Consider the following 22,273-nt stretch of genomic DNA (forward strand, 5'->3'; position numbering starts at 1 on the left):
TGGTGAGCCGCTCGGCCCTCCGACGCTCCCAGGTCGGCGGCCGCTGCGCAAGCCTGTCGCCCCAGGGCGGACGGTGCCGGAGCGCCGTTGCACATCTTCAGGCACCGATCCACCTGCCAGCCTCGGCCTTCCCGCAGGATTCCGCGGATCTGCTCGACCGGGACGGGCTGAAGATGTGCAACGCGGGCGCCGCTGCACATCTTCAGCGCCCCCAGGCGGGTCTTGAGCTGGAGGTGCCGCGGAATCATGCGGGTCGACCAGTCGGTCGATTCTTGAAGATGTGCAGCAAGCGGGGCAGCTGGGGCGGATGGCAGATCCTGCGCAGCCCGTCTTCCCGGTCTCCTGAGGAGGGCCCGGGCGGGGATGAGGGCCCGGTGCCGGCAGGGCCGCCCCGAGCGGGAGCCGGTGCGCTCCGGGGGCGGGGCGCCGGGGTGCGGTAGTGTGCACGGGCTCAGGCAGGAGCGCAGATGGAGGATGCCGCGATGAGTGATGAGAAGAACCGGTCCGAGGGCGGGGCCGGCCACCCGGGAGCGGCCTTCGGCATCCCCGAGGGGGCCAGCGGTGAGGAGGTCGTCGACGCCGTCTTCGGGCAGGCCGTCGGCGCGCCGGGCGCCGGGGGGGAGGAGGGCATCGACCCCGAGCTCCTGCCCTACCTGGAGGCCGCGGGCCGCACCGACGGCTCGGCCCTGGTGGGCGGGCTGTCCCTGGCCGAGGCCGAGCGGGAGGGGCTGGAGGCCCAGGCCGCCGCCGAGGCCCAGGAGCAGGAGGACCGCGAGGCGCTGAGCGCCCTGGTGGCGGCCAACCTCATCCCCGGCGGGGACCTGGACCGCCTCGAGGAGCTCCTGGCCCAGGCGGATGCCGATGACGGCGATGACTGGGAGTCCTGGGAGCCCCAGCTGCCCGACATCCCCACCGGGCTGGACGGACGGGGATCCCTCAGTGAGGAGGAGGCCCACCTGGAGGACCTCCGTACCGCCGCCCGGGCCATTGAGACCGGTGAGCGCATGCGCCGGATCGAGGCCCAGATCCTGGCCCGCGCCCCCGAGCACCAGGTCCAGCCCTCCCTGGAGCGCGTGGAGATGGTCCTGGACATCCTGGGCAACCCCGAGCGCACCTACCGCACCGTCCACATCACCGGCACCAATGGCAAGACCTCCACGGCCCGTATGGTCGAGCGGCTCCTGGCGGCCACCGGCATGCGCACCGGCCGCTTCACCTCTCCCCATCTGGCCTCGATCCGCGAGCGCATCGCCCTGGACGGCGAGCCGATCAGCCCCGAGGGCTTCATCGCCGCCTGGGAGGACGTGGCCCCTTACATCGAGATGGTCGATGAGCGCTCCCAGGCCGCCGGAGGGCCGCGCCTGTCCTTCTTCGAGGTGCTCACGGTCATGGCGCTGGCGGCCTTCGCCGACCACCCGGTGGATGTGGCCATCATCGAGGTGGGCATGGGCGGGCGGTGGGACGCCACCAATGTCATCCCCGCCGATGTCGCCGTCATCACGCCTGTGGGGCGGGATCATGAGCGCTGGCTGGGCTCCTCGCTGACCGAGATCGCCGCGGAGAAGGCCGGCATCATCAAGGATGGCGGGACGCTGATCACCGCCCACCAGGAGCCGGTGGTGCGTGCGCAGATCGATGCCGCCGTGGCCGCCCGCCGCGTGGTGGAGTGGCGTGAGATCGACCCCCAGGAGGATCCGGGCGAGCCAGGGGCGGGAGTCCTGGAGGTGGGGGAGCGGCAGATCGCCGTCGGCGGCCAGCTCGTCACGCTGCGCACGCCCGCGGCGGTCTATGAGGATGTCTTCGTGCCCCTGCACGGGCAGTACCAGGCCCATAACGCCCTGCTGGCGCTGGCGGCCAGTGAGGCGGTCTTCGGGGGCGGCGCCCTGCCCGCGCGCGTCGTGGAGGACGGGTTCGCCTCGGTCACCAGTCCGGGGCGCCTGGAGGTGCTGCGCTCCTCCCCCTCGGTGCTGGTCGACGCCGCCCACAACCCCCATGGCGTCGAGGCGCTGGTGGCGGCGGTGGAGGAGGTCTTCGGGCTCCGCCACCTGGTGGCGGTGGTGGGGGCCATGGCCGACAAGGACGTCGAGGGGATCCTGGCGGGTCTGGAGCCGGTGACCGACGCCGTGGTCTGCGTGCCCATCGACACCCCGCGGGCCATGGAGGCCGCCGATCTGGCCGAGGTCGCCCGGGAGGTCTACGGGGCCGAGCGCGTCGTGGTCGCCGAGACCCTGAGCGAGGGGGTGGAGCGGGCGGTCTCGCTGTCCGAGGGCTTCGATGCGCCGCTGACGGCCTCGGGGGTGCTCATCGTGGGCTCGGTGATCCTGGCGGCGCAGGCCCGGGCCCTGTTCGGGCGCGCCTGAGGCGCTGGTGTCGCAGGCGCGGGTCGGACCCAGTGCCGGGCCGTGCGCCCAGAGGGCCCATCGGGTGCACGGCCCGGTGGTGATTCCAGGAGCGGGTTGCGCCACGAAGGGATGTGTCGCGGGTCATAGGATGTAACCCTTCCTGGCTTGTGCGCACAAGTGCATACTTGTGCGCACAAGTGGTCCGCGCGGGTGCCCGCCCCGGGCCATCAGCCTTCCCCAGGAGAGCAGCCCCATGTCCTTCCACGACAAGGTCGTCTACCAGATCTATCCCAAGTCCTTCCGCGACACCACGGGCAACGGGGTCGGTGATCTGCGGGGGATCATCGAGAAGGCCGACTACATCGCCTCCCTGGGGGTGGACATGGTCTGGCTCAACCCCTTCTTCCCCTCACCGGGCAATGACAACGGCTACGACGTGTCCGACTACTGCGCCATCGACCCGGCCATGGGCACCATGGAGGACTTCGAGGAGATGGTCGAGGCCCTGGCCCGGCGCGGCGTCGGCGTCATGCTCGACATGGTGCTCAACCACACCTCCACCGAGCACGAGTGGTTCCAGCGCGCCCTGGCCGGAGACCCCGCCTACCAGGACTACTACATCCTGCGGCCGCCCAAGGAGGACGGCTCCCTGCCCACCAACTGGGTCTCGAAGTTCGGGGGCCCGGCGTGGGCGCCGTTCGGGGAGACCGGGCTGTACTACCTGCACCTGTTCGACACCACCCAGGCCGATCTCAACTGGCGCAACCCCGCGGTGCGCGCCGAGGCCGCCCGTGTGGTCAACTTCTGGCGGGCCAAGGGGGTGCACGGCTTCCGCTTCGACGTCATCAATCTCATCGGCAAGGACGAGGTGCTGCGCGACGCCCCCGCCGGCACCGATGACCGCGCCATGTACACCGATGGGCCGCTCGTCCACGACTACCTGCGCGAGCTGGCCGCCTCCAGCTTCGGCCAGGACCCCGACGCTGTGACCGTGGGGGAGATGTCCTCCACCAGCGTCGAGGCCTGCGTGGGCTACTCCAACCCCGACAACCGCGAGCTGAGCATGGTCTTCAGCTTCCACCACCTCAAGGTCGACTACGCGGGCGGCGCCAAGTGGACGCGCATGCCCTACGACCTGGCCGCCCTCAAGCGCATCCTCGACCAGTGGGCCACGGGCATGCAGGCCGGCGGCGGCTGGAACGCCCTGTTCTGGAACAACCACGACCAGCCCCGGGCCATCGACCGCTTCGCCGACCCCGAGCACCACCACGCCGAGTCCGCCACCATGCTGGCCACCGCCATCCACCTGCTGCGCGGCACCCCCTATGTCTACATGGGCGAGGAGATCGGCATGACCGATCCCGCCTATCTGGGCATCGAGGACTACGTCGACGTCGAGGCCCGCAACGCCTATGAGGAGCTGACCTCCGGCGGCATGGACCCCCAGGAGGCCTTCGCCATCGTCCACGCCAAGGCGCGGGACAACGCCCGCACCCCCATGCAGTGGACCGAGGAGGACCCCGGTGCCGGCTTCACCTCCGGGACGCCCTGGCTGCGCCCCACCAACCAGCGGTCCATCAACGTGGCCAAGGAGGAGCGGGAGGGCCGGATCCTGCCCTACTACCGGCGCCTCATCGCCCTGCGCAAGGAGAACCCCGTGATCTCCCGGGGCCATTACGCCCCGCACGCCGCGGACCACCCCGATGTCCTGGCCTACACCCGCGAGCTGGACGGCACCCGCCTGCTCGTCATGTGCAACTTCCGGGGCCACGAGGCGGCTGTCGAGCTGCCCGAGGGCCTGGAGGCCCAGCGGGTGCGGACCCTCATCGCCAACTACGAGGACCGCGGGGCCGAGCCCCTGGCCCAGGGCGATGGTGGGACCGTGACCCTGCGCCCCTACGAGGCCCTGGCCCTCATCTCCTAGGCGGCACGGGCCCTCTCGGTCCCGCGCCCCGACCCCCGTACCGACGACCCCTTGCTTCCACCGCATTCCACCGCGCTCCGAGAGGAACCCTCATGTCACAACCCGCTGCGGACCGCCAGGTCCAGATCGTCTCCCCGGTCACGGGAACGGTCCTCGACCTGGGCGACGTCCCCGATCCCGTCTTCTCCTCCAAGGCCGTCGGCGACGGGCTCGGCGTCGAGCCCGAGGCCGGCGCCGCCAGCACCCAGGTGCTCTCCCCGGTCCGGGCGGAGGTGACCATGGTGGCCGGCACCGGCCACGCCGTCGGGCTCAAGACCGACAACGGCCTGGAGGTCCTCCTGCACCTGGGCGTGGACACCGTCGAGCTGGAGGGCAAGCCCTTCTCCCTGGAGGTGGCCCTCGGCGACACCGTCACGGCCGGCCAGCCCCTGGGCACCATGGACCTGGCGGCTGTGCGCGAGGCGGGCAAGGAGACCACCGCCATCGTGGTGCTGACCAACACCATGACCCACCTGGGGTCCCTGGAGGTCACCACCGGCCCCATCCAGGCCGGCGAGGCCATCGCCACCGCCACCCTCAAGGGCCAGGAGCCCGCCCCGGCCGCCGCCCCCGCCGGGGCCGCCGTGGAGGCGGCCGGATCCGGCGAGCGCACCGATGGGCTGACCGGCTTCGACGCCACCGCCGCCGACATCATCGCCGGCATCGGCGGGCCCGACAACGTCCGCTCCGTCATCCACTGCATCACCCGCGTGCGCTTCTACCTCAAGGACGAGTCCGTGGCCGACGACGCCGGCGTGGCGGACCTCGACGGCGTCATCGACGTGGTCAAGTCCGGGGGCCAGTACCAGGTGGTCATCGGCCCCGAGGTCGTCGACGTCTACGAGGCCATCGTCGCCCAGCTGCCCGGGGTGGGCGCCGGCGGCGCCGAGGAGGCCGTGGAGGTCGTCGAGCGGCCCTCGACGCCGTGGGGATGGGTCAAGCTCGGCTTCTCCTCCCTCATCGGGGTCATCACCGGCTCCATGATCCCCGTGGTCGGCATGCTGGCCGCCTCCGGCATCCTCAAGGGGATCCTGGCCCTCCTCACCCAGTTCCAGGTCGTCGTCCCCGACTCCGACACCTACCGGTTCATCGACGCGATGAGCTCCTCGATGTTCTTCTTCCTGCCCATCATCGTGGGCTTCACCGCCGCGCGGCGCCTGGGCTCCGACCCCATCGTCGTGGCCATCATCGGCGGTGTGCTGGCCTACCCCTCGGTGGTGGAGATGTCCAACCCCGAGTCCGAGGGCTACCACGTGGTGGCCCGCGTGGGCCGCACCGTGTTCAACGCCGACTTCTTCGGCATCCCGGTGTCCCTTCCCGAGGGCAATGCCTACGCCTACTCGATCTTCCCCATCATCGTGGCCGCCTGGCTGGCCTCCAAGATCGAGCCCGTGCTCAAGCGGATGATCCCCGCCGTCGTGCGCTCCATCTTCATGCCGCTGATCGAGATCTTCGTGGTCTCGGCCCTCATCCTGCTGGTCTTCGGCCCCATCGTCATGTTCATCTCCGGTGGCATCGCCGCCCTGATCAACGCGGTGCTGTCCTTCAACTACGCCATTGCGGGCCTGCTCATCGGGGGCTTCTACCAGTGCCTGGTCATCTTCGGCCTGCACTGGGCGGTCATCCCGCTCATCTCCTCGGAGCTGGCCGCCACCGGCAGCTCCCACCTCAACGCCATCGTCTCGGCCACCATGATCGCCCAGGGCGGCGGCGCCCTGGCCGTGTGGGCCAAGGTCAATAAGGCCAAGATCCGCGGCATGGCGGGCACGGCCACCATCTCCGCCTTCTGCGGGGTGACCGAGCCGGCCATGTACGGCCTCAACCTCAAGTACGGGCGGATCTTCCTGACCGCATCCACCGGCGGGGCCGTGGGCGGCCTGCTCACCGGCTTGCTGAACGTCAACATGTACGGCTTCACCGGCGGCTTCGTGGGCTTCCCCTCCTTCGTCAACCCCGAGGGCATCGACGCCGGCTTCACCGGCTTCTGGATCGCCTCGGCCGCGGCCCTGGTGGTCTCCTTCCTGGCCACCTACTTCTTCGGCTTCAAGCTCGCCGACTTCGACGCGGGCCGGGATGTCAAGAAGGTCCGCCTGGGCAACCGCGAGCCGGTCGCCAAGTAGTGCCCTCAGCCGCCTCGGCTCTTCCGAGCGCCATGTGAGTGCCATGTCAGTGCGCCGGCACCCCCCGTGGGGTGCCGGCGCACTCACATGCCGGTGATCGGCTGGCGGGGCAGGCGGTGGGCGGTGGCCTGGAAGGTGAAATCCACGGGGGAGTGGCGCGAGCGGGTGTACTCGAAGGGCGTGCCCGTGGAGTCGAAGACGGTGGAGGCCACCACCACCACGCAGTCCATGCCCCCCAGGTGGAGGAACTGGCGGTCCTGGGGGCTGGCGAGGCCCACGCTCACCTCGCGACTGGCCGTGGCCACCCGGATCCCCAGCTCGCCCTCGATGTAGCGGTAGACCGAGGCCTCCACGATCTGCTGGGACAGGCCCGGCACCATCTCGGTCAGGAAGCAGCTGCGGTCCCGGATGAGGGGGACGTTGCCGATGAGCCGCAGGCGCTCGACGACGGTGATGGGGGCCCCCTGGGCCAGGCCGCTGGCGGCGGCGAGGTCGGGGTCCACCGTGGTGCGCTCCAGGGAGATCATGTGGGTGGACAGCTCGATGTTCAGGCGGGAGGCGGCCTCGCTCATGGACTCGATGCCCCCGATGGTGAAGGTCGAGGCCGGGCGGGGGCGGTGGATGACCTGCACGCCCCGGCCCTGCATGGTCTGGACCAGGCCCTGGGCCACCAGCAGGGCGATGGCCTTGCGTACGGTGTTGCGCGTGCAGTCGAACTCCTGGGCCAGGGCGTTCTCCGAGGGGAGGAACTCCAGGAAGCCGTAATAGCCCGAGGTGATGCGCTCGTGAAGATCCTGGAATATCTGGTCGTACTTGGCCTGGGCCACCGAGGGCTCCTCCTGCTGCATGCTGCGGGTGTGCCGGACAGGCACTGCGGTTGTGCGCACAAGTATGGTGCCACGGGCGGTCCCCGGAGGCACCGACACGAGCGGCACCCGGGGCCGGGACCGACCCGGATCCTCGCGCGGCCCCCTCCCGGGCCCGCGCGCGACCGGCGCTGCCGCGGGCCCGCACTTGCGCCGGTGGCGGTCCCGTGAGCACCATGGCCTGCGCCCGCCACCCATGGCCGGGCGGCCCCCTCCCGGGCCCGGAGGGCCACTGACGCCGAAAGGACATCCCCCATGCCCCAGCCCACCGCCGGCCGCATCCTCATCCTCATCAAGCCCGACGCCGTCGAGCGCCGGCTCGTCGGCGAGATCCTGCGCCGCATCGAGGACAAGGGCTACAGCCTCACCGCGCTCAGGACCGTCACGCCCACCCCCGGGATCCTGGCCGAGCACTACGCCGAGCACGCGGACAAGCCCTTCTACCCCGGCATCGTGGAGTACATGACCTCCGGGCCCGTCGTCGCGGCCGTGGCCGAGGGCCAGCGCGTCGTGGAGGGCGTGCGCTCCCTCATGGGCCCCACCGACCCCACCACCGCCGCGCCCGGCACCATCCGGGGCGACCTGGGGCGCGACTGGGGCACCAGTGCCATCCAGAACCTCGTCCACGGCTCGGACTCCGAGGACTCCGCCGCCCGCGAGATCGCCATCTGGTTCCCCGAGCTCGCCGGCTGACCCCCGGCGATCGCCGGGCCGGTCCCCGCGGCTGCGCGCCGGGCCCAGCACCGCCAGCTATGGTGGGCCCGTGCACCTCAAGACGTTGACGATCAAGGGATTCAAGTCCTTCGCCTCGTCAACCACCCTCCGCCTGGAGCCGGGCATCACCGCCGTGGTGGGCCCCAACGGCTCGGGCAAGTCCAATGTGGTCGACGCCCTGACCTGGGTGATGGGGGAGCAGGGGGCCAAGAACCTGCGCGGCGGGTCCATGGCCGACGTCATCTTCGCCGGGGCGGGCTCGCGGCCCGCCCTGGGGCGCGCCGAGGTCAGCCTCACCATCGACAACACCGATGGCGCCCTGCCCATCGACTACACCGAGGTCACCATCTCGCGCACCCTCTTCCGCGGGGGCGGCAGCGAGTACCACATCAACGGCACCCAGTGCCGCCTCCTGGATGTCCGGGAGTTGCTGTCCGACACCGGCCTGGGCCGCCAGATGCACTCCATCGTGGGCCAGGGACGGCTCGACGCCGTCCTGAGCGCCACGCCTGAGGACCGCCGCGGCTTCATCGAGGAGGCCGCCGGGGTCCTCAAGCACCGCAAGCGCAAGGAGCGGGCCCTGCGCAAGCTGGAGGCCATGGGGGCCGACCTGGCCCGCGTGGCCGACCTGGCCCAGGAGCTGCGCCGCCAGCTCGGCCCCCTGGCCCGCCAGGCGGCCGTGGCCCGGCGCGCCCGCACCATCCAGATCGAGGTCCGCGACGCCTCGGCCCGCCTGCTGGCCGACGACGTCGTCCAGGCGCAGTCCCTCCTGGAGGCCGGGCAGGAGGACTCCGCCGTGCGGGAGCGCCGCCGCGCCGACGCCCAGCAGGCCCAGGACCGGGCCCGCGCCCGCCTGGAGGGCCTGGCCCAGGAGGAGGCCGCCTGCGCCCGGCGCCTGTCCCGGGCCGCCGAGGTGTGGGAGGACCTCACCGGCGCCGCGCAGTCCCTGGCGGCCCTGGAGCAGGTCGCCGCCGAGCGGGTGCGCCTGCTGGCATCCGCCACCGCCCCGCCGCGCGGGCCCGATCCCGCCGAGCTCGAGCGCCGGGCCCAGGAGGCGGCCCAGGAGGAGGCCGACCTGTCCCGGGCCGTCGAGGCCGCCGGAATCGCGCTGGAGGAGGCCTCGCGCCAGCGCGGCGAGGCCGAGGCCGCTGAGGCGCGCGCCGAGCAGCGCCTGGCCGCCCTCCAGCGCCGGCAGGCCGAGCACCGCGAGGCCCTGGCCCGCGCCGGGGGCCGCCTGGCCTCGGCCCGCAGCAGGCATGAGGCCTCCCAGGCGGCCCTGGACCATGCCCGCGCCTCCCTGGACTCCGCCCAGGGGCGCCAGGCCCGCGCCGAGGCCGATCTGGCCCGGGCCCAGCGCGACCAGTCCGGGGAGGGCGCCGGGAGACCGGCCGAGCAGGGGCCCGGGGAAGGTGCCGAGAGCGGGGGCCGCACCTCCACGGGCCTTGCCTCCGATCGGGCCGCCGCGGAGGTGGCCCGCGCCCGCCAGGCCGTCTCCCAGGCCACCGACGCCCGCCGGGAGGCCGCCGCTGAGGTGGCCACCTGGACCGCCCGCCGCGACACCCTGGCCCTGTCACTGCGCGGCCAGGACGGCACCGGGGCGCTCCTGGAGGCAGGAGTCGGCGGAGTGCTGGGGCCCCTGGCCGAGCACATCGAGGTCGAGCGCGGCTGGGAGAATGCCGTGGCCGCCCTCCTGCGCGATCTGGCGGGGGCGGGACTGGTCCAGGACACCACCAGTGCCTACGCCGCCCTGGAGCGATCGCGGGACCAGGACATGGGAGGGGTGGGCCTGGTCCTGGCCGACGCCCAGCTGCCGCCGGCGCCCCGGGTGCGCTCCGGTGAGCCCCCGGTCCCGGGGGCCCGCCCGGCCGCCGGGCTGGTCAGCGCTTCCCGGCCGGGCCTGGTCCGGGTGCTCGCCCACCTGCTGGCGGGCGCTTGGGCGGTTGAGGACATGGAGGCCGCCCGGGCCCTGCGCGAGCACGAGCCGAGCGACATCGTGGCCACCCGCGACGGGGACGTTCTGGCCCCCGGGTGGGTGGTGGGCGCGGGCCGGGGGGCCTCCTCCGTCCTGGAGCTGGCCGCCGCGCATGAGGAGGCCCAGGCCCAGGCGCAGGCCGCGGTCCGCGCCGAGGCCCGGGCCGATGCTGCGCTGGCGCAGGCCCGGGAGGCCGAGGAGGCCGCCCGCCAGCGGCTGGGCGAGGCACTGAGCGCCCTGCGCCGGGCCGACGCCGAGGCCGCCCGCGCCGCCCAGGCCATCGCCCGCCTGGCCTCCGCGGCCCACGCCGCCGGCGAGGAGGCCGAGCGCGCCCGGCACGTCCTGGAGCGCGCTCAGGACGAGGCCGCCACGCGCACCGCCGAGCTGGCCGCGGCCACCACCGCCCTGGCCGAGATCGAGGACCCGCAGGGCGGGGCCGGCCGGCAGGCCGATGGCGCCCTGGAGGAGGCGGGCCAGGCCCGCCAGGAGGCCCTCGCGGCCGCCAGGCGGGCCAGGTCCCAGGAGACCGAGGCCCGCCTGGCCCTGCGCACCGCCGAGGAGCGCGAGCGCTCCCGCCGGGGCCGGGCCGAGTCCCTGCGGGCCTCGGCCCGCCGCGAGCGCGAGCAGCGCTTGGAGGCCGAGCGGGCCGCGGCCCGGCGGGCCGCCCAGGTGGAGGTGGCCGCGCAGGTGCGCGACCGGGCCCGCGCCGCGGCTCGAGTGGCCGGTGACAGCGCCCACCAGGCCGCCGCTGAGCGCCGCGCCGCCCAGGACGAGCGCGCCCGGGTGGCGGCGGAGACCAGCCGGGCCCACGAGGAGATCGATGCCCTGGTCAAGGAGCTGGCCGCGCTCACCGATGCCGCCCACCGCGAGGAGGTGGCGAGGGCCGAGCAGCGCATGCGCCTGGAGGCGCTGGCCGAGCGCGCCATGGGCGAGCTCGGCGTGGAGCTCGAGGCGCTGGTGGAGGAGTACGGGCCTCACATGCCGGTGCCCGATGCCGTGGAGCCCCACGATGACGGGCCGCAGGCCGCCGAGCCGCCGGATGCCGGGCGGCGGCACGGCGGCCGCGGGGGCGCGCGGCGGGCGGGGCCGGAGGGGGCCCCCGGGGCGGGCAGGCCCTATGTGCGAGCCGAGCAGGAGAAGCGCCTGGCCAGGGCCACACGGGATCTGGCCAGGCTGGGGCGGGTCAACCCCCTGGCGCTGGAGGAGCATGCCGCCCTGGAGCAGCGCCACCAGTTCCTCGCCGAGCAGCTGGCCGATCTCAAGCGCTCCCGCGATGACCTGCTGAGCATCATCGAGGAGGTCGATGCCCGCGTCCAGGAGGCCTTCGCCCTGGCCTTCCAGGACACCGCCAGGGAGTTCGCCGGCGTCTTCGACAGGCTCTTCCCCGGGGGGCAGGGGCGCCTGGTGCTCACCGACCCCCAGGACATGCTCACCACCGGCGTCGATATCGAGGCGCGGCCGGCCGGCAAGAGGGTCAAGCGGCTCTCGCTGCTCAGCGGCGGGGAGCGATCCCTGGCGGCGGTGGCCCTGCTGGTGGCGATCTTCAAGGCCCGCCCCTCGCCCTTCTACGTCATGGATGAGGTCGAGGCGGCCCTGGACGACACGAATCTGGGGCGCCTGCTGGAGATCTTCACCGAGCTGCGAGCCTCCAGCCAGCTCATCATCATCACCCACCAGAAGCGCACCATGGAGGTGGCCGACGCCCTGTACGGCATCACCATGCGCGAGGGCATCACCAAGGCCGTCTCCCAGCGGCTGGCCCGCCGGTGAGCGCCGGGCCCGGCCCGCCGGCCCGGTCCCGCTGGTGGCGGGCATCCGCCGGGCGGACGGGGCCGCGGGCCTCGGGCTGCTGGCGCGCCGTTGTCCTTGACACGGCGCAAACTGGGCGAACCCTGTGGGCGAGGTATTGGAATGCTGGTGGATGACGAGGCGCTCCCAGGGCGATCATGACTGGGGCTCAGGCATTTATCAGGAGAGGTTGTTTGTCATCCGACATCTGTGCGTAAGGCTTGGGTTTTGGGTGAAGCCAGGGCACAATCCCTCCTATGGGTGCCATGATCATTCCGCTTGCCGTCGTCCTGGTGGCGGGGCTCATAGTCCTGGGTCTCGTCGTCGCCGATCGATATCCGATCTCCACCTGGCCCGCCCGCATCCGCCATCTCGTTCAGGATGCGCGCCAGGAGGAGGAGCCCGTGGAGGTCGTGCCCCAGGAGGTGCGCCTGTCCGATCTCATGACCCGCGAGGGCCCGTCCGCCTACACGCGCACCGACTCCTTCGAGGGGCTGGTCTCCGTGGTCGATCGCGCCCTGGACACCGCCGAGAAGGCCAAGGAGACCGCCGGCATCAAGGCCCAGGAGCTGGAGGCGCGCCGCCAGGCGGCCCGGCGCGCCAAGGCCCAGGTCCCCCAGCACTCCAGGCCGATCGAGGGCTGAGCCCGCCACCTCCATCCGGCCCCGCCCGCCCGGCCGCGCAGGCCCGGCATGAGGCACCCCATGGGCGCTGCGGCCCGCCGCAGGGGCGTGGCGCCCCTCTCAGTGAACATCTGGGGCAGCCCCGGTCAACACCCTGCCCGCACCCGCGGGGATCGTGCATGATGAGGCCATGGAGCCGATCCTCATCGTTGCCGTTGTCCTGGCCGTCCTCGCCCTGGTAGGAGGCCTGTGGCTCTTCGTGGGCCGCAGGCGCGGAGGCCAGGTCCCCGAGGAGGTCAGCGCCCACAAGCCCACCAGGCTCGACGACCTCTTCCCGCCCGAGGGCGAGCCCGCCGAGGGCGAGCCGCCGACCGAGGAGCCGGCGCAGGCCCCCGCCGCCACCCTGGAGCGGCCCGAGTCCATCCCCGGGCGCATGCAGCGCCTGCGCGCCCGCCTGGCGGGCTCCGGCGGCTTCGGCAAGGCGATCCTCTCGGTGCTCTCGCGCGGGGACCTGTCCGAGACCGACTGGGAGGAGATCGAGGACACCCTGCTGACCTCCGACCTGGGCATCGAGGTCACCACCGCGCTCATGGACGAGCTGCGCACCCAGGCCAAGGTGCTCGACACCTCCGACCCGCAGGCGGTGCGCGAGGTGCTGCGCGCCGAGCTGCTCGCCCTGGTCGACCCCTCCCTGGACCGCTCCTTGAACCTGGAGCGCCCCGGCGCTCCGGCCCAGGAGGACGCGGGCGCCCCTGAGGCCGGCGCCGTCGGCAGCGGTGCCGATGCGCAGGAGGCTGAGGGCGATCAGGCCCCCGGTGAGGCCGGGGCCGCCGAGGGCGCCGCGGCGGCGGGCCCCGCCCCGGGCGGCCCGGCCGCCGCCATCCTCATGGTCGGGGTCAACGGCACCGGCAAGACCACCACCTGCGGCAAGCTCGCCCGCGTCCTGGTGGCCCAGGACCGGACCGTCGTCCTGGGCGCCGCTGACACCTTCCGCGCCGCCGCCGCCGAGCAGCTGACCACCTGGGGCGAGCGCGTGGGCGTGGAGGTCGTGCGCTCCGAGCGCGAGGGCGCCGACCCGGCCTCGGTGGCCTTCGACGCCGTGCGCCAGGCCGCCGACCAGGGGGCCGACGTCGTCGTGGTGGACACCGCCGGGCGCCTGCAGAACAAGGCGGGGCTCATGGACGAGCTGGGCAAGATCAAGCGCGTCATGGAGAAGGTCGCCCCCGTCGGCGAGGTCCTCCTGGTCCTGGACGCCACCACCGGCCAGAACGGGATGCGCCAGGCCCAGGTCTTCTCCGAGGCCGTGGGCATCACCGGCATCGTGCTGACCAAGCTCGACGGCACCGCCAAGGGCGGCATCGTCGTCACCGTGCAGAAGGAGCTGGGCGTGCCCGTCAAGCTCGTCGGCCTGGGCGAGGGCGCCGACGACCTGGCACCCTTCGACCCCGAGGCCTTCGTCGACGCCCTCCTGGGCTGAGCCCCTGACCCGATCGCCGGCCCCGCGCTGCTCGCGGGGCCGGCGATGCGCTGGCGGGCGCAGGGGCCTGCGCTAGCATGGGCGGCGGACACGGGGTGCGCACCCCGACGCCGCACGGGCGTCGCAGTCGCGCTGAGATCACACCCGTGGAACCTGATCTAGCTCGTACTAGCGAAGGGAATGTCCGCATGACGCCCCTATCCTCCTGCGTCGTCCCCCGCGTGCTGTCCATCGCCGGCACCGACCCCTCCGGTGGCGCCGGAACCGCCGCGGACACCAAGTCGATCACCGCGGCCGGCGGCTACGCCATGGCCGTGTTCACCTGCCTGGTGGCGCAGAACACCCGGGGGGTGCGCGAGGTCCACACCCCGCCCATCGCCTTCCTGCGCGCCCAGCTCGACGCCGTGGGCCAGGACGTGGCCATCGATGCCATCAAGACCGGCATGCTCGGCACCATCGGGATCATCGAGACCGTCTGGGCCTGGCTGGAGGCGCTGCCCACCCAGCCCGCTCAGCATGCTGCTCGGCGCGCCCGGGTCCCCGGCCCCGGCGGCCGGCCGCCTCTCCTGGTGGTCGACCCGGTCATGGTGGCCACCAGCGGCGATCGGCTCCTGGACCCCCAGGCCGAGGCCGCCATGACCGCCCTGTGCCAGCGGGCGACCGTCATCACCCCCAACATCGCCGAGCTGGCCGTCATCACCGGGCAGGAGCCCGCCACGACCGCCGCGGAGGCCCTGGACCAGGCGCGCGCCTGGAGCCGGCGCACGGGCACTGACGTCGTGGTCAAGACCGGGCACCTCAGCGGCGAGATGGCCACCACCTCCTGGGTGGGCCCGGAGGGGCTGATCGCCGAGATCCCCACCCGGCGTCTGCCCACCACCTCCACCCACGGCACCGGCTGCTCCCTGTCCAGCGCCCTGGCCACCCGCCTGGCCGCCGGGCAGGACCCGGACCAGGCCCTGGCCTGGAGCTGCCACTGGCTCCACGAGGCCATCGCCCACGGCGCCGAACTGGGCGTGGGCCAAGGCCATGGCCCGGTCGACCACTCCCACCGCTCCCGGCGCCTGGCCCTGGCAGCCGACCCCACCCCCTGGGTGCCGCGCGAGGCGGTGCCCCCGGCGCTGGAGGAGCCCGAGCAGCTGCACGAGGCGGGGGGTGTGCCGGGCCTGGCCGCCCGGCCCGCAGCCGAGCCCGACGCCGCGGTGCCGCCGCAGGGCCCCTGGACCCGGGCGCTGTGGCGATCCGCCGGCCCCCTCATCGCCCAGATCCAGGGCAGCGGCTTCGTGCGCGCCCTGGTCGAGGGCACCCTGGCCGCCCCGGAGTTCGACTTCTACCTGGCCCAGGACACCCACTACCTGGCCCGCTACGCCAAGGCCCTGGCCACCGTCTCCACCCGCGCCCCCAGCGCCGCCCAGACCGCCGTGTGGGCGAGGACCGCCGCCGCCGTCATCGACGACGAGGCCGAGCTCCACCGCACCTGGCTGGCCGGGCGCGAGCTGCCCGCTGAGAGCCCCGTGTGCCTGGCCTACACCGATTTCCTTCAGGCCGCCGCCTCGGTGGAGCCCTATGCGGTGGCCGCGGCGGCCCTGCTGCCCTGCCCCTGGCTCTACGCCCACATCGGGGCGGGCATGCCCCAACCCGGCCCGGACCACCCCTACGCCGCCTGGCTGTCGACCTACCACGACCCGGCCTTCGCCCGGATGTCCAACCAGGTGGCCGCCCTGACCGAGCAGGCCATGGCCCGGGCCACGCCCGCCGAGCGCTCCCGGGCGGCCCGGGCCTTCCTCATCGCCTGCCGCCACGAGCTGGAGTTCTTCGAGCAGGCCCGGCGCCTGGGTGGCGCTCCGGCGCTCGCGCAGGCCGGCGGGGCGCAGGCATGAGTCGGGCCCGGCCGGGCCGCGCTGACGGCGGGCCGGCGCCCGAGCAGATGCCCCCACAGGGCCGGGCGGCGCTGCGCGCCGGCGTCGTGGGCAACTGGGTGGACAACCTCCACGTCTTCGCCCCGCTCATGGCACTGGCCCCCGCCCTGCCCGAGCTGGCGGGACCCGGCCAGGAGCTGGGGGCCGGCGCGCTCATCGTCGTGGCCATGCTGCTGGGGCGCCCCGTGGGCGGGGTGCTGCTGGGGCGGGTCTCGGACCGCCTGGGGCGCACCCGCACCACGCGCCTGGCCATCGCCGGCACCGCCGCCTGCTCCCTGCTCATCGCAGTCCTGCCCGGCTACCAGGTGCTCGGGGCGGGCACCATGGCCGCGATCCTGGCCCTGCGCCTGGCCGGCGGGGTCTTCGTGGCCGGGGAGTACTCCGCGGCGATCCCCCTGGCCATGGAGTGGAGCCCCGGTCAGCGCAGGGGCCTCATGAGCGGGGCGATCCTGTCCATGGCGCCCCTGGCCCAGGCCACCATCGCCTTCGCCACCGCGGGCCTGCTCCGGCTCCTGGGCCCCCAGGCCTATGCGGCCTGGGGGTGGCGACTGGTCTTCGCCGCCGGCGGCCTGGCCTCCCTGTCCATGCTCGCCTACTACTCCCATCGGGTGGTCGACGCCCCCATCTTCCACCGCCAGTGGGCCCGGGCCGGCTCCGGAGCGCAGCAGTGGCCGGAGCGCTCGGGCTCGCCCGGCAGGCGCCGGCTGCGCGCCCTCATCCACGGGCCCTGGGCGCCCCGGTTCTGGCAGTGCATGGTGCTCATGACCGGACTGTGGTGCCTGACCGTGACCGCCGTCCTCCTGCTCAGCGCCCGCCTGCCGGGACTGACCGGCCTGAGCGCCGCCGAGGCCTCCGTGGCCATGGGCGCCGCCTCCGTGGCCCAGGCCGCCGCCATGGCGTGGGCCGGGCACCTGTCCACCCTGGTCGGGCGTCGCCGCCTGCTCATGGCCTGGGGCGCGGTGGCAGGAGCGGTCGGGCCAGTGGCCTGGTGGTGGGCGGCCGGGGCCACCACTCTGGCCCGGGCCGCCCTGGTGGCCAGCCTCACCCAGGTGGTGACCGTGGCCGCCTACGGCCCGGTGGCCGCCTACCTCTCCGAGCGCTTCCCCACCACTGTGCGCTCGACCGGATACGGATCGGCGTACAGCCTCTCGCTCATCATCCCCTCCCTCTACCCCTTCTACCTGCCCGCCCTGGAGGCATGGGCGGGCCCGCGCACCGCCCTGACCGGCCTCATGGCCCTGGGGGGAGCGCTGGTCATCCTGGGGGCCCGCCTCGGCCCCGCGCTCAGCGGGGAGCAGATCCGGGCAGATTTGGACCGCGCCGCCCTGGGTGCGGATCACGCCGATGGTGCCGATGGATCCAGGCGCGGGGCGCGGGACCCGGTGGGGCCAGGCCGCTCCCCTTCCTCGTTGCACATCTTCGGACCGGGGCGGGATCAGTGAATGGCGTCATTGCGCCGAACCCGCCACGGCCGGGCGCCGTGAACGGACTGAAGATGTGCAGCCAGGTCCGCGTTGCACATCTTCAGCGGGCCGGTGTGATCCTGAGCCCTGGAATCATGAGGATCTTGGTGGGCAGCCCGGCCAGGAGCGGCCTGAAGATGTGCAACGTGGGCCGCAGGACTGGCGGGCCGGTAGCTGCGGCGGAGCGCCAGGGGCCTGCGGGGCTCAAGAACGGTGTCACTGAGCGGCATGGGTGTCACGTGGCGGAATGGAGGACCGCAGGCATCGCGCTCTTGCCGTGGGGTGAGGTGCCTGATCGCGAAGCGAGGTCCAGGGCCCCGGTACGGCAAGAGGCCCGGGCAGGGCGAGGAGGGTCAGTGGAGAGCAGACGGACAGGACAGGGAGAACCCCGGGGGGAGTTGCTGTGAGCACGATAGAAGACCAGGCAGGCGGGCCCGAGGCCACGGGGACCGCCGGCGATGAGAACCCAGCCGTGCCCGAAGCGCCCGGGGCTGCTCCAGGGGCGGGGCAGGACCCTGCCCGGGCCCTGCAGCGCGAGGAGCCCCCGCCCCCGAGCTGGGAGATTGAGCAGGCCGCCCCCACCATCGCCGCCGTGCGCCGAGCCCAGCCCCTTGTGCACTGCCTGAGCGCCACGGTCTCCATGGGGATCGTGGCCAACGGCCTGCTGGCCGCCGGCGGGCGCCCCATGATGACCGAGACCCTCCAGGAGGCGCCCGCCATCACCACCCTGGCCGACGCGCTCCTGATCAACCTGGGCACCCTGAGCACCGATGGCGCCGCCGGGATCCCCGCCACCGTCGCCGTCGACCCCTCCCGGCCCTGGGTGCTCGACCCCGCCGCCGTGGGGGCCGCCCCGGTGCGCACCGCCCTGGCCCGCCAGCTGCTGGCCAGCCGTCCGCGGCTCGTGCGCGCCAATGCCAGCGAGGTCAGGGTCCTGGCCGGGGCCTCCACCGGCGGTCGCGGCGCTGACTCCGTGGATGCTCCCCAGGCCGCTCGTACCGCCGCCGTGGAGGTGGCCCGGCGCACCGGGGGAGCGGTGGCCGTCTCGGGGGAGCGCGACCTCATCGTCGATGAGCGGCGTACCGTCGTCGTCGAGCGCGGCAGCGCCATGCTCACCCGGGTCACCGGCACCGGCTGCCTGCTGGGAGCTCTGAGCGCGGCCTGCCTGGCTGTCCAGCCCGACCCACTGGCCGCGGTCGCCAGCGCCACTCTCTGGCTCGCCCTGGCCGGGGAGCGGGCTGCCGCGCGCTCGCGGGGGCCGGGCGGTTTTGCCACCGCCCTGCTCGATGCCCTGGACGAGGTGGGCCGGGAGTGCGAGGGTGCGGAGGCAGGCACGGCCCCCGTCGGCCCCGCCGGCCGGCGGGGCGAGCCCCTCGACCTGCGCTGCTACCTGGTGACCTCCGGCAGTGGGCCCCGAACCGTGGAGGTGGCGGCCGCCGCCGCGGGGGCCGGGGCGGGCGTGGTCCAGGTGCGTGCCAAGGATCTGGGGGCCGCGGCGCTGCTGGAGCTGGTCCGGGCGGTGGCCGAGGCGGTCCAGCGGGTACGGCCCGCCACCCGCGTCCTGGTCGATGACCGCAGCGATGTGGCACTGGCCGCCATGCAGGCCGGGGTGCATGTCCATGGGGTCCACCTGGGGGCGCAGGACCTGCCGGTGCTTGCGGCCCGCCGGATGCTCGGGCCCGAGGCGATCGTCGGCCTGACCACCGGCACCCTGGAGCTGGTGGAGCAGGCCAATGAGGTCGCCGAGGCCATCGACTACGTGGGTGCCGGGCCCTTCCGCCCCACCCCCACCAAGCGCTCGGGACGCCCGCCCCTGGGGGTGGAGGGCTACCGGCCCCTGGTGGCCGCCAGCCGGGTGCCGGTGGTGGCCATCGGGGATGTGCGCCCCCGGGACGCCGCCGCCCTGGCTCGCAGCGGCGTGGCCGGAGTGGCGCTGGTGCGCGCCCTCATGGAGGCCGCCGACCCCGCCGGGGAGGTCGCCCGCGTCCTGGAGGGCTTCAAGCGCTCTGGCCCCCATCCCCACCGGCAGCGCCGCCCCCGCTGACGGCGCTGCCGGTGGGGATGGCGGGCGCGGCCCAGGGGCTGGGGCCGGCGCCTCACCGCCGTGACAGCGCCCGCAAGCAGGTCACCAGGCTCACCGCCGTCCACACGAGCAGGATGATGAGGTCCCTGGCCTGCCAGGTGTAGTCGCCCGGGGCCAGCCCGGCGCGCAGCAGGTCGGCCGCCGGGCGGATGGGGAGCCAGTCGTGGAGCGCCTCCAGCCACCGGGGCAGGTGGGAGGCGGGGAAGGTGACGGGCGAGAACAGCAGGATGAAGAAGACGAGCGCCTGGGTGGCGGCCTGGGCCACCATGGGGCGCAGCACCACGGCGATGGCGTAGCCGACGGTGGCTGACATGATGCTCCCCAGCAGTGCCGCGCTGACGAGAAGCGGCCAGCGCGGGTCCAGGGACAGCTCGAAGCGCAGCAGCGCCACCGCCAGGGAGGCGGCGAGCCCGGGCAGTGCGACCACCGTCCACATGGTGAGGTCGGCGACGAGGAGGATCGGGCGCGGTACCGGCAGGCTGCGCATATAGGCGAAGGTCCCGTTGTTGCGCTCCGTGGCCACGGCCTGGGGCACCATGACCAGCCCGACGGTCAGGAGCTGGACGGTGGGCGCGCCGGTGGACATGTGCAGGGCGATATCCGGAAGATCATCGATGCCGGGGATGAGCAGGGCGAATCCGAGGATGATCCCGGCTGCCATGAAGATCTGCAGCACGATGACCACGGGGAGCATCGGCCCCACGGAGAGCAGCTTCCACCGCAGCACGGTGAGGTAGAGGGTCCAGGCGCCCGGAGAGCGGGCTGGCAGCGGGTGGCCCATCTGCGTGGGCGCTGCGGCGGCGGTGGCCGGGGTGGCGGTGGTCATGCTGCGATCTCCTCGGCCTCGTCGTCCTGCTCGGAATCGGGGGCCCCGGTCAGGCCCAGGTAGGCGTCCTCCAAGGTGCTGGGGCTCAGGGCATAGGTCTCGATGGCCCCGGCCTCGCGCTGGCCAGTGGCCCACCCGACGCAGGCGGCGGCGTCGGCGGCGGGGATCGTCAGCAGGAGCCGGCGCCCGGTGCGGACCGCCTGCAGCGGCCGTGAGGGCAGGGCGGGGCTGGGGGAGGCCTGGGGCCCCGGGGCCTGCAGCAGCGGGAGGGCTGCCTCCAGGGGCGTGTCGTGAGGTGTTTCTCGGAGCGTGTCCTGGGATGAGTCCGGGGGAGTCTGCACTCCGGTCGCCAGGTGCAGTTCCAGTCGCAGGGTGCCCTCGCCGCCGCGCAGGCTCGCGGGCGTGCCGCTGGCCACCACCCGGCCGCGGTCCAGGATGACGACCTCATCGAGCACCTGATCGGCCTCGATCACGTTATGTGTGACCAGGAGGACTGCCGTCCCGGCGTCGGCCCGGCGTCGCACGGCGTCCCACAGGAGGCGCCGGCGCGAGGCGTCGACGTCGTTGGTCGGCTCATCGAGGACGAGCAGCGGCGCGGGGGCAACGGCGGCCATGGCGAAGCCGACGAGCCTGCGGATCCCGCCGGACAGGCCGCCGCCCTCGGGCAGGGCGCGGCGGGTCAGCCACGGCCCGTAGTCGAGCTCCTCGGCCAGTGCCAGGGAGGCGGCCCGGGCATCGCGAGCCGACAGCCCGCGCAGCCGCGCAGAGATCTCGACGGCCTCGCGCGGGGTCAGTCCGTCCATGGGGGACTGCGCCTGGGGCTGGAGCGCGACGGCGCGCCGCGCCGCGGCCGGGTGGGCGACGGCATCGAGGCTTCCGATGCGGATCTGCCCGGAGTCGGGCCGCAGCAGGCCGACCACTTGGGAGACCAGGGTGGTCTTGCCGGCGCCGTTGTGGCCCAGGAGGCCGACGATGGTGCCGGGCTCGACGCTCAGGTCGATGGAGTCGTTGGCGGTGACGGCGCCGAAGCGGCGCGTCAGTCCGGTGATGCTCAGACTGGGTGAGGGCATGACGACCTTTCAGATACTCTCGGTATGTGCATACCGAGAGTATCTGAGGGTGGTCCCGGGTGCAACACCTCCCTGGAGCTACGATCGGCAGGTGCACGATCTTCCCGACCCGATCAGCCGCCGGGACCGCCAGAGGCAGACCCGCGAGGCCATCATCCTGGCCGCCCGCGCCTCCTTCGCGCGCGACGGCTACCACGGCGCGCGGCTCGATGAGATCGCGCGCGCGGCGGGCTTCTCCAAGGGGGCGGTCTACTCCAACTTCGCCAACAAGGCCGAGCTCTTCCTGGCGATCATGGACATGAACATCGAGCAGTCGCTGGCCACAGGGGGCCGGGTCCTGTTCGAGGTCCCATCGGCGGAGCTGACCGACGACAGCGATGCCGCGCGCTCCGTCCGGAACTTCGCGCTGGCCACCCTGGAGTTCGTCGCCGTGGCGGCCAGGGACGAGGTCCTGAGCGCCGAGGTGGCGCGGCGCATCGACCTTCAGGTCCTGGGCTACGCGGCGGTCGCCGAGGCGGCGCGGGCGGCGCGGGCCGAACGCGGCGAGGCCGTCGATGACGATCTCGATGCCGAGCAGGTCGGGGCCCTCCTGTCCGCCCTGTATCAGGGTGCGGCGGTGCTGAGGATCGCCGGGAGCAGTGCCTTCGACGGTGATCTGCTCAAGGCGGGCAGGGCGCGGCTGCTCCAGCCCGGCGGTCTCTCGGCGGGCGAGATGCTGGAGGTCCTGGCGCAGGCGCAGCGCCTCCCGCTGGTCGAGCAGCGCATGGCCGAGGCCGCGCGCGACTGGCGCGCGAGCCGCCAGGAGGGGCGGGGGTAGTCCCTGCCGGTGGCTCGGCCGTCATGAGCGGGCGCCGCCCATCGGCCCGTCTTACTCGGAGATGATCTGGAGGCGCGGGTCGGGGCGCCGGCCATGCCGGGGGCCGATCCGCTGGGGTGGCCGTATCCGGGACGGCCCCGTGGGCGGGGCCGGCCTGTGCCGCGGTGGGCAGCGGTGGGCGGGGAGTGGGCCGGTGATGGGCCGGCTTGCCCCGCCCGCTATCCTGGCCC

14 protein-coding genes and 1 riboswitch are annotated in these 22,273 nt (G+C 73.8%); of the genes, 11 read left to right on the forward strand and 3 right to left on the reverse strand.

The genetic code is table 11. The annotated features are described in order from the left end of the window. Nucleotides 1-482 precede the first annotated feature (482 nt). From J5X07_RS02110 to J5X07_RS02120, 3 genes are all read left to right on the forward strand, one after another. Nucleotides 483-2,360 carry a bifunctional folylpolyglutamate synthase/dihydrofolate synthase gene (locus J5X07_RS02110; RefSeq protein WP_208478504.1) on the forward strand — a complete coding sequence of 626 codons (1,878 nt, stop codon included), beginning with the start codon at nucleotides 483-485 and terminating at the stop codon, nucleotides 2,358-2,360. A gap of 235 nt (nucleotides 2,361-2,595) precedes the next feature. Further along, a complete protein-coding gene (gene treC / locus J5X07_RS02115) occupies nucleotides 2,596-4,266 on the forward strand; it encodes an alpha,alpha-phosphotrehalase (protein ID WP_208478505.1) in 1,671 nt (556 codons plus the stop codon). 92 nt (nucleotides 4,267-4,358) lie between these two features. After that, nucleotides 4,359-6,425, forward strand: coding sequence for a PTS sugar transporter subunit IIABC (locus tag J5X07_RS02120; protein WP_208478506.1), 2,067 nt, complete (start codon nucleotides 4,359-4,361; stop codon nucleotides 6,423-6,425). 83 nt (nucleotides 6,426-6,508) lie between these two features. Here the strand turns inward: J5X07_RS02120 and J5X07_RS02125 are convergent, their stop codons facing one another. Next, the gene (locus J5X07_RS02125; protein ID WP_243896327.1) at nucleotides 6,509-7,273 is read right to left on the reverse strand and encodes a UTRA domain-containing protein; all 765 of its coding nucleotides are present in this window, start codon (nucleotides 7,271-7,273) and stop codon (nucleotides 6,509-6,511) included. A gap of 273 nt (nucleotides 7,274-7,546) precedes the next feature. Between J5X07_RS02125 and ndk the strand changes: the two genes are divergently transcribed. The 7 genes from ndk (at nucleotide 7,547) to J5X07_RS12800 (ending at nucleotide 19,291) form a co-directional block, all read left to right on the forward strand. Beyond that, a complete protein-coding gene (gene ndk / locus J5X07_RS02130; RefSeq protein ID WP_208478507.1) occupies nucleotides 7,547-7,984 on the forward strand; it encodes a nucleoside-diphosphate kinase in 438 nt (145 codons plus the stop codon). Between the two features lie 70 nt (nucleotides 7,985-8,054). Beyond that, nucleotides 8,055-11,747 (forward strand): chromosome segregation protein SMC, encoded by a 3,693-nt coding sequence (gene smc / locus J5X07_RS02135; RefSeq protein ID WP_208478508.1) that lies wholly within the window; start codon nucleotides 8,055-8,057, stop codon nucleotides 11,745-11,747. Between the two features lie 284 nt (nucleotides 11,748-12,031). Beyond that, nucleotides 12,032-12,409, forward strand: coding sequence for a hypothetical protein (locus J5X07_RS02140; protein WP_341769375.1), 378 nt, complete (start codon nucleotides 12,032-12,034; stop codon nucleotides 12,407-12,409). Nucleotides 12,410-12,578: 169 nt separating this feature from the next. Further along, a complete protein-coding gene (ftsY, locus tag J5X07_RS02145; protein WP_208478509.1) occupies nucleotides 12,579-13,865 on the forward strand; it encodes a signal recognition particle-docking protein FtsY in 1,287 nt (428 codons plus the stop codon). A gap of 81 nt (nucleotides 13,866-13,946) precedes the next feature. Continuing rightward, a riboswitch (TPP riboswitch) is annotated at nucleotides 13,947-14,063 on the forward strand. Next, a complete protein-coding gene (locus J5X07_RS02150) occupies nucleotides 14,054-15,745 on the forward strand; it encodes a bifunctional hydroxymethylpyrimidine kinase/phosphomethylpyrimidine kinase (RefSeq protein ID WP_208478510.1) in 1,692 nt (563 codons plus the stop codon). (Overlaps the previous riboswitch by 10 nt.) Then, the gene (locus J5X07_RS02155; RefSeq protein ID WP_208478511.1) at nucleotides 15,742-17,226 is read left to right on the forward strand and encodes an MFS transporter; all 1,485 of its coding nucleotides are present in this window, start codon (nucleotides 15,742-15,744) and stop codon (nucleotides 17,224-17,226) included. The genes J5X07_RS02150 and J5X07_RS02155 overlap by 4 nt, the downstream gene beginning before the upstream one ends. A 424-nt stretch (nucleotides 17,227-17,650) precedes the next feature. After that, complete coding sequence (locus J5X07_RS12800) at nucleotides 17,651-19,291, forward strand: thiamine phosphate synthase (RefSeq protein ID WP_341769376.1); 1,641 nt, start codon at nucleotides 17,651-17,653, stop codon at nucleotides 19,289-19,291. Nucleotides 19,292-19,343: 52 nt separating this feature from the next. On the opposite strand, the gene J5X07_RS02170 is transcribed toward J5X07_RS12800, so the two are convergent. Both J5X07_RS02170 and J5X07_RS02175 read right to left on the reverse strand, forming a co-directional pair. Further along, a complete protein-coding gene (locus J5X07_RS02170; protein ID WP_208478512.1) occupies nucleotides 19,344-20,156 on the reverse strand; it encodes an ABC transporter permease in 813 nt (270 codons plus the stop codon). After that, nucleotides 20,153-21,226 carry an ABC transporter ATP-binding protein gene (locus J5X07_RS02175; RefSeq protein WP_208478513.1) on the reverse strand — a complete coding sequence of 358 codons (1,074 nt, stop codon included), beginning with the start codon at nucleotides 21,224-21,226 and terminating at the stop codon, nucleotides 20,153-20,155. The genes J5X07_RS02170 and J5X07_RS02175 overlap by 4 nt, the downstream gene beginning before the upstream one ends. 91 nt (nucleotides 21,227-21,317) lie before the next feature. On the opposite strand from J5X07_RS02175, the gene J5X07_RS02180 reads away from it, so the two are divergent. Then, a complete protein-coding gene (locus tag J5X07_RS02180; protein WP_341769377.1) occupies nucleotides 21,318-22,043 on the forward strand; it encodes a TetR/AcrR family transcriptional regulator in 726 nt (241 codons plus the stop codon). The last annotated feature ends 230 nt before the right edge of the window (nucleotides 22,044-22,273 follow it).

The sequence above is a fragment of the Actinomyces bowdenii genome, assembly GCF_017592395.1.
Taxonomy (GTDB): Bacteria; Actinomycetota; Actinomycetes; order Actinomycetales; family Actinomycetaceae; genus Actinomyces; species Actinomyces bowdenii.

Bases quoted from the DNA above. Each gene is read 5' to 3' on its own strand.
- J5X07_RS02155 (WP_208478511.1), top strand. From the start codon at position 15,742: ATGAGTCGGGCCCGGCCGGGCCGCGCTGACGGCGGGCCGGCGCCCGAG.
- J5X07_RS02120 (WP_208478506.1), top strand. From the start codon at position 4,359: ATGTCACAACCCGCTGCGGACCGCCAGGTCCAGATCGTCTCCCCGGTC.
- ftsY (WP_208478509.1), top strand. From the start codon at position 12,579: ATGGAGCCGATCCTCATCGTTGCCGTTGTCCTGGCCGTCCTCGCCCTG.
- J5X07_RS02110 (WP_208478504.1), top strand. From the start codon at position 483: ATGAGTGATGAGAAGAACCGGTCCGAGGGCGGGGCCGGCCACCCGGGA.
- ndk (WP_208478507.1), top strand. From the start codon at position 7,547: ATGCCCCAGCCCACCGCCGGCCGCATCCTCATCCTCATCAAGCCCGAC.
- J5X07_RS02170 (WP_208478512.1), bottom strand. From the start codon at position 20,156: ATGACCACCGCCACCCCGGCCACCGCCGCCGCAGCGCCCACGCAGATG.
- J5X07_RS02125 (WP_243896327.1), bottom strand. From the start codon at position 7,273: ATGCAGCAGGAGGAGCCCTCGGTGGCCCAGGCCAAGTACGACCAGATA.
- J5X07_RS02150 (WP_208478510.1), top strand. From the start codon at position 14,054: ATGACGCCCCTATCCTCCTGCGTCGTCCCCCGCGTGCTGTCCATCGCC.
- J5X07_RS02175 (WP_208478513.1), bottom strand. From the start codon at position 21,226: ATGCCCTCACCCAGTCTGAGCATCACCGGACTGACGCGCCGCTTCGGC.
- J5X07_RS02140 (WP_341769375.1), top strand. From the start codon at position 12,032: ATGATCATTCCGCTTGCCGTCGTCCTGGTGGCGGGGCTCATAGTCCTG.
- treC (WP_208478505.1), top strand. From the start codon at position 2,596: ATGTCCTTCCACGACAAGGTCGTCTACCAGATCTATCCCAAGTCCTTC.